This window comes from Streptomyces sp. NPDC052773, assembly GCF_044547145.1.
Lineage (GTDB): Bacteria > Actinomycetota > Actinomycetes > Streptomycetales > Streptomycetaceae > Streptomyces.
Genome location: NZ_JBITZX010000004.1, coordinates 294599 through 306447, shown reverse-complemented (window position 1 = coordinate 306447; position 11849 = coordinate 294599). Strand labels below are relative to the sequence as shown.

Below are 11849 nucleotides of genomic sequence, written 5' to 3'. Positions count from 1 at the left end.
GCCGCTCCCCCGGCCCTGACCCGCGGTTACGGCCGTCGACCTGCCTCTTTATCGTGAGACGCAGCGAAGCTGTGCGGGAGGTGCCGGTGGATCCGGAGCGGCGGGAGGCCGTGCTGTGGCGCAATCGCGCGCTGACGCTCTTCGACCGGGTCTCGCTCCCGGTCGCGGTGTGCGATGTGTACGGCGCGGTGCTGCTGGCGAATCCGGCGATGGCCGCGGAGTGCGGGACGACACCGGGGCGGCTGCGCGGCCGGGACGTACTGGAGCTGTTCCGGCCACAGGAGGCGACCCAGGTGGAGCGGATCGCCCAGGCGCTGCGGCTGCGGCACCGGTCGCGCTACCAGGTGTCGGTGTGCTGGCGGTCGCCCGGCGGTGCGGAGCGGTACGGGGAGCTGACCGCCGACCCGGTCAGTGACACCATCGAGGACACGCCGACGCTGCTGGTGATGCTGCGGGTCCTGGGTGAGCGGGAGCCCGCGCGGGCGACGCCCGAGGCACGGGTGACCCCGGTCGAGGCCCGGATCCTGGCGCTGCTGGCGGGCGGCGCCACCACGGCCCGCGCCGCCCGCGAGACCGGCCTCACCACCGACGGGGTCACCTATCACCTGCGGCGCCTGTCGGCCCGCTGGGGCGCGGCGAACCGTACGGAGCTGGTGGCGCGCGCGTACGCCCTGGGGGTGCTGGCGGCAGGGGTGTGGCCGCCCGCGCCGGTGTGAGGAAATGCGAGCGGAGACGGCCCCGCGATAAATCGATGGCATCTCCATCCATCGGCTGTCTACCCTGGGACGACCGAAACCTAGACCTCCTAGGTTTCATGGTCACCGGCTTTCGGACACCTCAGGAGGCACCCCGTGCGCCCGCTCACCGAGAAGGACATCCGCGGCTCCTTCGTCAACTGCTCCAAGGGTGAGGCGGGGCGCCTCCCGATCCCCCGGGACCTCGCCGAACGTCCCTGGGACGACCTCGATTTCCTGGGCTGGCGCGATGCGGGGGCGCCCGACCGCAGCTATCTGGTCGTCGAGCGCGACGGCCGCCCGGTCGGCGTCAGCCTGCGGTTCCCGCCCCCGCAGCGCGGCTTCCTCCAGCGCAGCATGTGCGCGCTGTGCCTGACCGGCCATCCGCGCGGCGGTGTCTCCCTGATGACCGCCCGCAAGGCCGGCGCCGCGGGCCGGGAGGGCAACTCGGTCGGCCTGTACATGTGCACCGACCTCGCCTGCTCCCTCTATCTCCGCGGCAAGAAGGTGCCCGAGTCCGGCGCCCGCTTCGAGGAGAGCCTGACCCTGGAGGAGCAGATCGCCCGCACGACGGTCAACCTTTTCGCCTTTCTGGACAAGCTGTACGCCTGAACGGACACCCCTAACACGTTCGACGTCCACAGTGACGGGGAACAGCGCAAGGGATGCGAGTTGCACGTGAGAAGTGGCCGGAACCTGTCGCACGATGGGTCAAGCGGTATCGCGAACCTGTGGTCGTCCAGGCCCTGCGGTCGACGTTCGCCGCGACCGTCGCGTACGTCATCGCCCTGCGCCTGAGCCCGGAGGCGGCCCCGCTCACAGCGCCGCTGACCGCCCTGCTGGTCGTCCAGGTCACCCTGTACGCCACCCTCACCAACGGCATCCGCCGGGTGAACTCGGTGGTGGCCGGGGTGCTGGTGGCCATCGCCTTCAGCCTGCTGGTGGGTCTGACCTGGTGGAGCCTGGCGCTGGTGATCATGGTGTCGCTGGCGGTGGGCCATCTGGTCCGGGTCGACGAGTACGTGGCCGAGGTCGCGATCAGCGCCATGCTGGTCCTCGGTGTCACTGCCGTCGGGGAGTACGCCTGGGCGCGGGTCCTGGAGACGCTGATCGGCGCGGTCGTCGGGCTCGGCTGCAATCTGCTGCTGCCACCGCCCGTGTGGGTGGGCGAGGCGGGCGAGTCCATCGAGGGGCTGGCCCGCCGGATGCGGCAGCTGATGCTGCGGGTCGGCGAGGAGGCGGCGGGGCGCACCCCGGTGGAGCGCGCCGCCGAGCGGCTGCACGAGGCCCGCCGGCTGGACCACGACATCGTGCAGGTGGACGCGGCGCTGCGGCAGGCCGAGGACAGCCTGCGGCTCAATCCGCGGGTGCGGGAGGGCCTGCTGCACCGGATCGTGCTGCGCACCGGCCTGGACACCCTGGAGATCTGCACGGTCGTGCTGCGGGTGATCGCGCGCTCCCTGACCGACCTGGCGAAGGAGCGCCAGTCCGAGCCGCTGTTCGAGCCGCGGACCGGTGCCCTGGTGGAGCAGTTGCTGTCCCAGATCGCGGACGCGATCGTCAGCTTCGCGGTGCTGGTCACCACCCATGTCAGCAGCAACGCCGAGTCGGCCGAGGAGCGGCTCGCCGCCGAGCTCCAGGCTGCCGCGGCCACCCGCGACAAGCTGGCCGAGCTGATGCTGGAGGAGGTGCGCCGCGACCCCCGCCAGTGGCAGCTGCACGGAGCGGTGCTGACCGAGGTCAACCGCATCCTCGACGAGCTGGACATCGAGCACCGCTCGCGCCGGCTGCTGGAGGAGCTGGACCGCAGCACCCGCGAGGAGCGCGAGCGCCGGCCGTGGCTGACCCGGATGCGGGACCGGGCGCGCATCACCCGCCGCCGGCTGCGCGACCGGCTGGCCGCCATCCGCCGTACGGCATGAGAGCCTCGGACGACGAGACGGCCGGGCGAGGGCCGGCCGGCCGAGCGACGACCGGGCCGGACACGAGCGACGAACCGAGGTGGGGATCGATGGGCTGGAGCAGGCGCCGCTTCCTGGGCACGCTGGCCGCGCTGCCCGCGGCGTCCGCGTGCGACGCCCCCTCCGGAACCGGAAACGGAACCGGAGACGGGACCGGGACCGGGACGGGGACCGCGACGGGCGGCGGCAGCGGCAGCGGGACAGAGCCCGCCGAACGACGGCCGGGCACCCCGGGAAGGCCCTCGCCCGAGGCGTCCGGCCCCCGCCCCCTCTACCTCGGCACGTACACCTCCGCCGAGGGCGGCGGCACCGGCATCGGTCTCGCCTCGTACGACCCGGCGACGGGCCGGATCACCGGCGCGGGCACCCTCAGGGGCGTGCCCGACCCGTCGTATCTCGCGGTCCATCCGGACGGGCGGACGCTGTACGCGGTGAGCGAGCGGGACGACGGCGCGGTGAGCGCCGTACGGCTCGCCGACCGGAGGGTCCTGGGCAGCCGGAGCACCGGAGGGGCGGGGCCCTGCCATCTGTCCGTGCACCCGGGCGGACGCTGGCTGCTGAGCGCGAACTACACCTCCGGCAGTGTGGCCGTGCACCCGATCGACGCGTCCGGTGCGCTCGGCGAGCGCACCGACCTGGTCACGCACCCGGGCCGGGAACCCCACGCCCACCAGATCGTCACCGCCCCGGACGGGCGCCACGTCCTCGCCGTGGACCTCGGCACGGACACCGTCCGCACCTACCGCCTCGACGAGCAAAAGGGCACGCTCACGGAGGTCGCCCGAGCACGGACGCGGCCGGGCGCGGGGCCGCGGCACCTGACGTTCCACCCCGGCGGCCGGTACGCCTACCTGGCGAACGAGGTCGACGACACGGTCGCGGTGTGCGCCTACGACCCGGACAGCGGACGCCTCGACATCGGCGAGGGCCCGGCCACGGGCTCGGACGGCGACGAGACCAACTACCCGGCGCAGATCCTGGTGACCGCAAACGGGCGGTACGCCTTCCTCGCCAACCGGGGGCACGACAGTCTCGCCCGCTACGCGGTGGAGGACGACGGCGCCCGGCTGCGGCTGCTGGGCACGGTGCCGGTGGCGGGGGACTTCCCGCGGCACATCGCCTTCTCGCCGGACGGGCGGCTGCTGTTCGCGGCGAACCAGCGGTCCGGCACCGTCAGCGTCTTCCGCGTGGACCGGGCGACGGGCGCGCTGCGTCTCGCGGGCGAGCCGTTCGCCTCACCCGTCGCCGTCTGTGCGCTGCCGCTGTAGGGCGCGCGGGCAGTGCGCGGCGCTCGCCTGGGAGAGCAGCACGTGCATCCGCTCGGTGAGCTGCGCGACGTCGTCGGCGGGCCGGTGGAAGGCCAGGCGTACGTCGCCGTGGGCGCGGCGGCGTTCGATGCGCAGGGTCAGCCCGTGGCGGTCGACCGCGAGGGGCTGGACACGCAGGGCACCGTACAGGCTGCCCGGCTCGACCAGGCGGGTGAGCCGTTCGACGGCGTCGGGGTGGGCGTCGGCGAGGTGGGTGAGCAGCCGGGCCTCGGCGGCGGCCAGCGGGTCGGGAGCGGCGGCGGCGAACTCGGCGAGGTCGATCACCTCGGCGCCGGCCGGTTTGTGCAGCACCACGCGGGTGGCCTGGAAGGCCAGACCGCCGCCCTCCTGGACGGTGAGCCGGCCGGCGAGCCAGAGCCGGGCGCGGATCCGGTTGCGCAGCGGGACGGGCGCGACGTCGGCGAACTCCAGGACGGCGGACGGCTCCCCGCGCGGCGCGCAGATCGCGGCGGCGAGCAGGGCGCTGTCGTCGGGCACGTGCAGGATCACCCTGCCGTCCTCGGCCACGGTGTGCGCGCCGACGAGCTCCTCGCGGACGCCCTCCGTGGTCACCGAGCACGACCAGGCGGCGGCCAGCACCGACCGGGCCCGTTCCGCCGCCGCGGGCGTGGCCGCCCAGATCTGGCCGTCACGCATCCCGTCACCCATCCGAATCCTCCCTTAGGTAAGCCTCACCTAACCTATCGAAGATCGGGGTGCACGCCAACCACGCCGGCGAAACTTTCGGATCACCGGCGCGTCCACGGGGCGGTTTCGGTCAGCTCGCTCCGGTCCAGTGCGCCGGGCGGGTCACCGTCTCCGGCAGCAGGGTGCCCGGTCCGCCGCGGGCGGCGTCGACCTGCGGCTGGGTGAGGAAGAACGCGCCGGTCAGATCGGCGTCGGTGAGGTCGGCGTCCCGCAGGTCGGCGCCGATCAGGTCCGCGCCGCGCAGATCGGCGCCGGTCAGGTCGGCCGCGATGAGCCAGGCACCGCGCAGATCGGCGCCGCGCAGATCGGCTCCTTTGAGCCGGGCACCCATCAGGTCGGCGCCCCGGCGGTCCTTCCTCCGCCCGCGGACGCCCGCCCGCGCCAGCTCGCTGGTCTTCAGCAGCAGCACGTTGACCTCCTGCCGGTGGGCGGCGACGTCCAGCGCCGCGATCTCCTCCGGGGTCCGCCGGGTCAGCGCCTCGGTGCGCTCCCGGGCGCGGCGCAGCTCCGCCTGGAGGGGGCGCGCGGCGGGCAGGGTCAGGGCCTCGGTGAGATACCAGAGCAGTTCGTGCACCTGGCGGACGACCGGGAAGACGTCGAACATCCGGCGGGCGTGCTCGGGTGGCGCGCCCCGCCAGTCCACCCCGCCGAAGACGACCTGGGAGACCTTCTGCCCCGCGCCGAAGCAGTCGTAGACCGTGCAGCCGGTGAACCCCTTGTCGCGCAGCCGGTCGTGGATGCCGCACCGGTGGTCGCCCCCGAGGTTCGGGCAGGGCTTGCCGGCCGGCTTGTCCAGGGCGAAGTCCGCCGAGGCGGCGAAGGGCAGCGCGACACAGCACAGCCCGAAACAACTGCCGCAGTCGCCGCGCAGTTCGGCCGGGTCGCCTTGGTGATCACGCATGTGCTCCACCCTACGGGGCGTACGGTCAGCGGCCGAACAGTTCGAACGCCACCGCCGGACCGCCGCCGAACCGCTCCCCCGCGGCGCCCATGACCGTGGTCAGGAACTCCCGGACGTACGTCTCGGGGTCCTGGTCGGTCAGCGCCTCGATGTACGCGCGGTGCTCGAGCAGCGAGCGGACCGCCGCCTCCCGGGCCGCCTCCGTCGCCGCCACGGCGTGGGTGGGGGTCGCGGAACCGGCGACGGCGACCCAGCGCACCCCGTTCCACGGCTCCAGGCCCTGCTCCACCAGCTCCGGGAAGATCCAGCGGTTCCCGGCGTCGGCGGCGGCGTCGAGGGTGGCGCGGCCCACGGCGACGTGGTCCGGGGTGTTCCAGGCGACGCCGTCCCAGGTGTCCCGGTGGTTGAGGGTGATCACCAGCTCGGGGCGGTGCCGGCGGATCGCGGCGGCGATGTCGCGGCGCAGCGCGGTGCCGTACTCGATGACGCCGTCGCGGTGGTCCAGGAACTCCACCACCGACACCCCGACGACCGCGGCACTGGCCCGCTGCTCCCGCTCGCGCAGCGGGGCGGCCTCGGCGGGCGCCAGCGTGTCGATGCCGGCCTCGCCGCGGGTGGCGAGGACGTAGGCGACCTCGCGGCCCGCCTCCGTCCATTGCGCGATGGCGGCGGAGCAGCCGTATTCGAGGTCGTCGGGGTGGGCGACGACGGCCAGGGCGCGGGTCCAGTCCTCGGGCATCGGCTGGAGCCGGGTGATCTCTGTCATGGGTCGCAGGGTAGCGCCGTGGGGCAACTGCCGCGTGCCGGCCGCCGCTTGCGGGTTTCTACGCCTCGTCCCGGACGAGAGCCAGCAGGCGGTCCAGGACGCGCGGTCCGCCCGCGCGGACCCCGTCGTGCTCGAACTCGTCCGTCACCCAGGTGCGCAGTCCCCTGATCGCGCGGGCCGTCTCCAGGGAGTGGGCGGTGTCCACGTACATGTCGTCGTGGTAGACCGCGGCGGCGACGGGGACCTCGTTGGCGGCGAGGCGGGCGGGGTCGTACAGGCGGGGCCAGTCGGTGCGGGCGGCGAGGAGTTCGGCGGTCTCGCGCAGCGGGCGCAGCGCCGGGTCCGTCTCGAACATCCACGGGTAGACGCATTCTCCGGTGAACAGCAGCGGCCCGTCGCCCGCGAGCGCCTTGGCGGCGTCGAACTGCGGGAACTCGGCGCGCACCCGCTCGGCGGCCCAGGCGGTGGGGCGCGCGCCCTGGCCGTAGATCGCCTCGTGGACGAGGGCGTACAGGGGGTGGGCGGCGTACGACAGCAGGCCCTGCACCTGCTCCTGGAAGGCGTCGGAGAGGGCCGGGCCGTGCGGGGTGCGGACGAAGGCGTCCTCGAGGAGGTGGTGCAGGCGGTGGCTGCCCTCGCTGCCGCCGAGGAGGATGCCGAGGGACTGGAAGGCCTCGACGGTGAGCCGGTAGCCGTTCGGCAGGACCACGTCGTGGCTCAGCAGGTGGTCGGCGATCCGGCGGGCCCGTTCGACGTCCTGCGGGTAGCGGGCGTAGTGGGCGGTGACCTTGCGTTCGATGCGCGGGTAGGCGGCGCGGTAGACGTCGTCGGCGTGGGCGTCCAGGGAGGGCAGGCCGCCGGTGACGAGGGCGGCGGCAAGCCCCTCGGGGGCGGTGGAGAGGTAGGTGACCGTGCAGAAGCCGCCGAAGCTCTGGCCGAGGACGGTCCAGGGGGCGCCGCCGGTGACCTGGCGGCGGATCAGCTCGCAGTCCTCGACGATCGCGTCCGCGCGGAAGTGGGCCAGGTAGTCGGCCTGCCGGGCGGGGCCGCCGCGCAGCGGGAGGGTCTGGCGGTTGGCGGGCGTGGAGTGGCCGGTGCCGCGCTGGTCGAGCAGCAGGACGCGGAACTCCTTCAGGGCGCGGCCGAGCCAGGCCTGCCTGCCGACGAACCGGTTGGCGCCGAAGCCGGGGCCGCCCTGGAGGTAGACCAGCCAGGGCAGCTCCTGGTGTGCCTTGTCCCCGGCGACGACCTCGCGCGCGTACAGCTCGATCGTCTCCCCCGCCGGGTCGGCGTGGTCGAGGGGCACGGTGAAGCGGCGGTCGGTGAGGACGACGCCGGGCTGGCGGTAGCTGACGCTCAACGGGTCTCCCGGTGCGGACGGCGGGTGCGGATCGCGTCCCAGTTCAGCACATGTCCGGCGGCCCGGCGGGGCCGGGGATCATGAACGGTTGCCGGACGGCGGTTCAGCGCCCCGCCAGGCTGGACCGCCGTACCACCAGCTCCGGCTGGAGGACGACCCGGCGGTGCTCGTGGGGGCGGCGGCCGGTGTCCGACTCGGTCTCCTCCAGCAGCAACTCGGCGGCGAGCGCGCCCATGGTGACGGCGGGCTGCCGCACCGAGGTGAGCGGGACGGCCGCGGCGGCGGCGAACTCGATGTCGTCGTAGCCGACGATGGCGAGGTCGTCGGGGACGCTGACCCCGGCCGCGTACATCGCCTGGAGCACGCCGAGGGCGAGCAGGTCGTTGGCGCAGAAGACGGCGGTCGGCCGGTCGGCGAGGCCCAGCAGCCGGGCCCCCGCGTCGCGGCCGGCGGCGACGTCGAGCCGTTCGGTGGGCAGCTCCCGCAGCGCCTCCGGGCCGAGACCGGCCTCGGCGAGCGCGTTGAGGGCGCCGGTGCGGCGGTCGCGCACCTGGTTCAGGCCGGGCGGCCCGCTGACGTACGCGATGGCCCGGTGCCCGGCGTCGACGAGATGGCGTACGGCCAGCGCCCCACCCGCCACGTCGTCGACGGACACCGAGCACTCGGTGGCGCCCTCCGCGACCCGGTCGACCAGCACGAACGGGATGCCGTGGCGGCGGAACGTCTCGATGTTCCGGCCGGTGGCGTCGGCCGGGGTCAGCAGCACGCCGCGCACCCGCTGTTCGGCGAAGAGCGACAGGTACTCGGCCTCCTCGCCCGGGCTCTGGGCGCTGTTGCAGACCATCACGCCGAGCCCGGCCTCACGCGCGGCGCGTTCGGCGCCGCGCGCCACGTCGACGAAGAAGGGGTTGCCCATGTCGAGCACGAGCAGCCCCATGATCCGGCTGCGGCCCGCGCGCAGCTGGCGCGCGGACTCGCTGCGGACGTAGCCGAGCCGGTCGATCGCGGACAGCACGCGCGCCCGGGTCTCGGTGGCGACCGTGTCCGGACGGTTGATGACGTTCGACACCGTACCCACGGAGACTCCGGCGGCGCGGGCGACGTCCTTGATACCCACCGACTGGGCCATCAGGCAGGGACCTCCAGGGAGACGAGGGGCGGCGGGAAGGCCTTCACACTACCGCCACGCCGCCGGGCTGCGACCGTACTCACGAGGGCAGACGGAAGTCGACGACGCGCAGCGCCGACGGGGCAGTACCGGTGGACTTCTCCTGGTACATCACGGACAGCACACCGTCCTGCGCCACCCGGGTCTCGTCGACCACCACCTCGCCGAAGGCGTTCAGCCCCGCGCCGTCGTACAGCAGCTTCCAGTCGGTGTGTCCGGAGGCCGCGGAGGCGGCGGCGATCCGGCCGTACGGGAGGACGGCGTACGCGTTGTCGTACCGGTCCAGGACCAGCTTGGTGCGCTGGCTGGAGTTCAGCGGGACCGGGATCTCGGTCTTCCGCCAGGTGCCGGAGGCGGTGCGGCGGACGTGGAAGGCGCGGCCGTTCGCGGTGCGGTCGGCGACGTAGTCCGTGGTGCACTGGCCGAAGCGGCCGGGGACGTAGGAGATGATCGCGTGCGGCCGGCCCGCGGAGTCGGTGAACTGGCTCTCCTGGTTCATCAGGGAATGGTCGGGGTTCAGCGGGTCCACGACCAGACCGGCGTCGGTCACGGAGACCCGGTCGGAGCCGCCGGTGACGCCGACGACGGCGCCCGCGCCGTTGCGCCAGGTGCGGCCGCGGTCGTCGGAGTACACATAGCCGGTGTCGTGGTTGGTGATGCCGCCGCTCGCGCACATCACCGCGCCGTTCTGCTCCCGCCAGGTGAAGAAGGCGTGCAGCCGGCCGCCGCGGTCGTAGTCGATGCCGTGCAGGTACATGTTGCGGGCGGTGGAGGAGCCGTGCTCGCTGGTGTACGTGCCGGTGGAACTGGTCCACTCCCCCAGCGCCGTCCACTTGGTGCCGTCGTACTCGGCGAGGGCGTTGCGCCCGTTGCCGGAGACACCGGCACGGTAGCTGAGCTGGAGCCTGCCCTCGGGGGTGGCGATGAACTGCGGGTACGTGAACTGGGAGGTGAGGGCGAGCCCGTCGAGCGTCGACTGGGGCGCCCCGAAGCGGCTCGCGCTCCAGCCGAGCCCCGCAGGATCGTCCATGAGTCCGGCGACGGACTTGACGTAGGTGAAGCCGTCGCTGTGGGAGTCCATGTTGAGGTGGAGCCGGCCGTCGGCCCTGGAGACGCCCATGGAGATGACGTTGTGGGAGTCGTTGTACCGCAGCGTGTGGCCGACCTTCACGGTCTGCCAGGTGCTCGCGCCCAGGGCGCGGCGGCCGACGACGGCGTTGCGGTCGGCGGTGTACCAGGCGGCGTACTGGTGGCCCTTGTAGGTCAGCAGGCCGTTCTTCTGGAAGGAGTTGTTGTTGACCAGGCCGTCGTAGGACACGAAGTAGATCGCCTGGTGGTCGAGGGTGGTGGTGCCCACGCGGGTGACCGAGGGGCCGGGGGCGGCGGCCCGCGCGACGCCGGGGGCGCCGGCCGCGGCGACCGCGAGGGCGGTGGTGAGCACGGTACGTCTTCTCATGGGGACGCTCCTGGTCAGGCGAGGTGGAAGACCTCGGTGAGCGGCTTCATCGCCTCGTCGGGCCGGGCACCGTCGAGGGACTCGAAGAAGGGGGCCATCTCGGCCTGCCAGCGGGCGTTGACGTCGGTGGCCTCCATGCCGGCGAGGGCGGCCTCGAAGTCCTCGGTCTCGAGGTAGCCGACGAGCAGGCCGTCGTCGCGCAGGAAGAGCGAGTAGTTGTGCCAGCCGGTGGCCGAGAGCGCGTCGAGCATCTCCGGCCACACGGCGGCGTGGCGTTCGCGGTACTCGGCGATCTTGTCCTGGCGGACCTTGAGCAGGAAACAGACGCGCTGCATGAAGTACCGCTCCTCTGTCAGAAGTTGTAGTCGTCGATGTTCTTCGCGTCGAAGACGGTCGGCTTGCCGAGGCTGATCACGCCGTCCTCGCCGATGGTGTACTCGCCCATGTCACCGGCGGTGAAGGTCTCGCCCTCCTTGCCGGTGATCTGCCCGGAGGCCAGCGCGACGGCGGTGCGCGCGGCCAGCTCGCCGAGCTTGGCCGGGTCCCACAGCTCGAATGCCTCGACGGTGCCGTTCTTGACGTACTTGCGCATGTCGTTGGGCGTGCCGAGGCCGGTCAGCTTGACCTTGCCCTTGTACTTCGAGCCGGACAGGTACTGGGCGGCGGCCTTGATGCCCACGGTGGTCGGGGAGATGATCCCCTTCAGGTTCGGGTGCTCCTGGAGCAGCCCCTGGGTCTGCTGGAAGGACTGCTGGGCGTCGTCGTTGCCGTAGGCGATCTCGACGAGCTTCATGTCCTTGTACTCGGGCTTCTCGAGTTCGTCCTTCATGAACTCGATCCAGGTGTTCTGGTTGGTCGCGGTCTGCGCGGCGGAGAGGATCGCGATCTCGCCCTTGTAGTCGATCTGCTCGGCCAGCAGTTGCACCTCGGTACGGCCCAGGTCCTCGGCGGACGCCTGGGAGACGAAGGCGTTGCGGCAGTCGGGCTTGGTGTCCGAGTCGTACGTCACGACCTTGATGTCGTTCCTCATGGCCTGCTTCAGCGCGGTGCACAGGGCGCCCGGGTCCTGCGCGGACACGGCCATCGCGTCGACCTGCTGCTGCGTGAGGGTGTTGACGTACGACACCTGCCCCGAGGTGTCGGTGGCGCTGGACGGCCCGACCTCCTTGTAGCTGGACCCCAGCTCCTTCAGCGCCTTCTCACCGCCCTTGTCGGCGGTGGTGAAGTACGGGTTGTTGACCTGCTTGGGCAGGAAGCCGACGGTGAGGCCCTTCTTCAGCTCGGCGTCGGGGTCCGCCTTGCCGGCGGCGGCAGCCGAACCTCCCTCGTTGGCCACGTCCTCCTTGGTGGTACCGCCGCAGGCGGTGAGCGCGAGGGCGAGGGAGGTGACGGCGGCGAGGGCGGCGGAGGTGCGGCGGAGGGATGACTTACGCATGAGGGGTCCTTCTGACAGGGGGAGTGGAGGCGCCCTGAAGGGGCGCGGGGAAC

General features: G+C 72.9%; 12 protein-coding genes. 4 read left to right on the top strand and 8 right to left on the bottom strand.

Annotated features, from left to right (window positions below; all coding sequences use genetic code 11):
* The first annotated feature begins 86 nt into the window (after positions 1 to 86).
* The 4 genes from ACIG0D_RS11805 to ACIG0D_RS11790 all read left to right on the top strand — a co-directional run bounded on the left by ACIG0D_RS11805 (position 87) and on the right by ACIG0D_RS11790 (position 3963).
* Positions 87 to 716: a PAS domain S-box protein gene (locus ACIG0D_RS11805; RefSeq protein ID WP_399799280.1), complete on the top strand. Its 630-nt coding sequence runs from the start codon at positions 87 to 89 to the stop codon at positions 714 to 716.
* Positions 717 to 851: 135 nt separating this feature from the next.
* Positions 852 to 1346, top strand: a complete 495-nt coding sequence (locus ACIG0D_RS11800) for an FBP domain-containing protein (protein ID WP_399798807.1) — start codon at positions 852 to 854, stop codon at positions 1344 to 1346.
* Between the two features lie 53 nt (positions 1347 to 1399).
* Entirely contained in the window at positions 1400 to 2656 is a 1257-nt protein-coding gene (locus ACIG0D_RS11795) for an aromatic acid exporter family protein (protein ID WP_399798805.1), read from the top strand.
* An 89-nt stretch (positions 2657 to 2745) separates the two neighbouring features.
* Positions 2746 to 3963: a lactonase family protein gene (locus tag ACIG0D_RS11790; RefSeq protein ID WP_399798802.1), complete on the top strand. Its 1218-nt coding sequence runs from the start codon at positions 2746 to 2748 to the stop codon at positions 3961 to 3963.
* On the opposite strand, the gene ACIG0D_RS11785 is transcribed toward ACIG0D_RS11790, so the two are convergent.
* From ACIG0D_RS11785 to rhaS, 8 genes are all read right to left on the bottom strand, one after another.
* Positions 3931 to 4659: a DUF2470 domain-containing protein gene (locus ACIG0D_RS11785; RefSeq protein ID WP_399799277.1), complete on the bottom strand. Its 729-nt coding sequence runs from the start codon at positions 4657 to 4659 to the stop codon at positions 3931 to 3933. The genes ACIG0D_RS11790 and ACIG0D_RS11785 overlap by 33 nt on opposite strands.
* Before the next feature lie 121 nt (positions 4660 to 4780).
* The gene (locus ACIG0D_RS11780; RefSeq protein ID WP_399798801.1) at positions 4781 to 5611 is read right to left on the bottom strand and encodes a pentapeptide repeat-containing protein; all 831 of its coding nucleotides are present in this window, start codon (positions 5609 to 5611) and stop codon (positions 4781 to 4783) included.
* A 25-nt stretch (positions 5612 to 5636) separates the two neighbouring features.
* On the bottom strand, positions 5637 to 6377 hold the full coding sequence (locus ACIG0D_RS11775; protein WP_399798798.1) for a PIG-L deacetylase family protein: 741 nt from the start codon (positions 6375 to 6377) through the stop codon (positions 5637 to 5639).
* 58 nt (positions 6378 to 6435) lie between these two features.
* Entirely contained in the window at positions 6436 to 7737 is a 1302-nt protein-coding gene (locus tag ACIG0D_RS11770; RefSeq protein WP_399798795.1) for an alpha/beta fold hydrolase, read from the bottom strand.
* Positions 7738 to 7840: 103 nt separating this feature from the next.
* On the bottom strand, positions 7841 to 8866 hold the full coding sequence (locus ACIG0D_RS11765; protein WP_399798793.1) for a LacI family DNA-binding transcriptional regulator: 1026 nt from the start codon (positions 8864 to 8866) through the stop codon (positions 7841 to 7843).
* A gap of 79 nt (positions 8867 to 8945) precedes the next feature.
* A complete protein-coding gene (locus ACIG0D_RS11760) occupies positions 8946 to 10361 on the bottom strand; it encodes a BNR repeat-containing protein (RefSeq protein ID WP_399798790.1) in 1416 nt (471 codons plus the stop codon).
* A 14-nt stretch (positions 10362 to 10375) separates the two neighbouring features.
* Positions 10376 to 10696, bottom strand: a complete 321-nt coding sequence (locus ACIG0D_RS11755) for an L-rhamnose mutarotase (RefSeq protein ID WP_365766121.1) — start codon at positions 10694 to 10696, stop codon at positions 10376 to 10378.
* Between the two features lie 17 nt (positions 10697 to 10713).
* The gene (gene rhaS, locus ACIG0D_RS11750; protein WP_399798787.1) at positions 10714 to 11796 is read right to left on the bottom strand and encodes a rhamnose ABC transporter substrate-binding protein; all 1083 of its coding nucleotides are present in this window, start codon (positions 11794 to 11796) and stop codon (positions 10714 to 10716) included.
* Between the last annotated feature and the right edge of the window lie 53 nt (positions 11797 to 11849).

What these genes read in the sequence shown, in the direction of transcription:
- ACIG0D_RS11795 (WP_399798805.1), top strand. Translation starts at nt 1,400, where the DNA reads ATGCGAGTTGCACGTGAGAAGTGGCCGGAACCTGTCGCACGATGGGTC.
- ACIG0D_RS11790 (WP_399798802.1), top strand. Translation starts at nt 2,746, where the DNA reads ATGGGCTGGAGCAGGCGCCGCTTCCTGGGCACGCTGGCCGCGCTGCCC.
- ACIG0D_RS11785 (WP_399799277.1), bottom strand. Translation starts at nt 4,659, where the DNA reads ATGCGTGACGGCCAGATCTGGGCGGCCACGCCCGCGGCGGCGGAACGG.
- ACIG0D_RS11780 (WP_399798801.1), bottom strand. Translation starts at nt 5,611, where the DNA reads ATGCGTGATCACCAAGGCGACCCGGCCGAACTGCGCGGCGACTGCGGC.
- ACIG0D_RS11775 (WP_399798798.1), bottom strand. Translation starts at nt 6,377, where the DNA reads ATGACAGAGATCACCCGGCTCCAGCCGATGCCCGAGGACTGGACCCGC.
- ACIG0D_RS11765 (WP_399798793.1), bottom strand. Translation starts at nt 8,866, where the DNA reads ATGGCCCAGTCGGTGGGTATCAAGGACGTCGCCCGCGCCGCCGGAGTC.
- ACIG0D_RS11760 (WP_399798790.1), bottom strand. Translation starts at nt 10,361, where the DNA reads ATGAGAAGACGTACCGTGCTCACCACCGCCCTCGCGGTCGCCGCGGCC.
- ACIG0D_RS11755 (WP_365766121.1), bottom strand. Translation starts at nt 10,696, where the DNA reads ATGCAGCGCGTCTGTTTCCTGCTCAAGGTCCGCCAGGACAAGATCGCC.
- rhaS (WP_399798787.1), bottom strand. Translation starts at nt 11,796, where the DNA reads ATGCGTAAGTCATCCCTCCGCCGCACCTCCGCCGCCCTCGCCGCCGTC.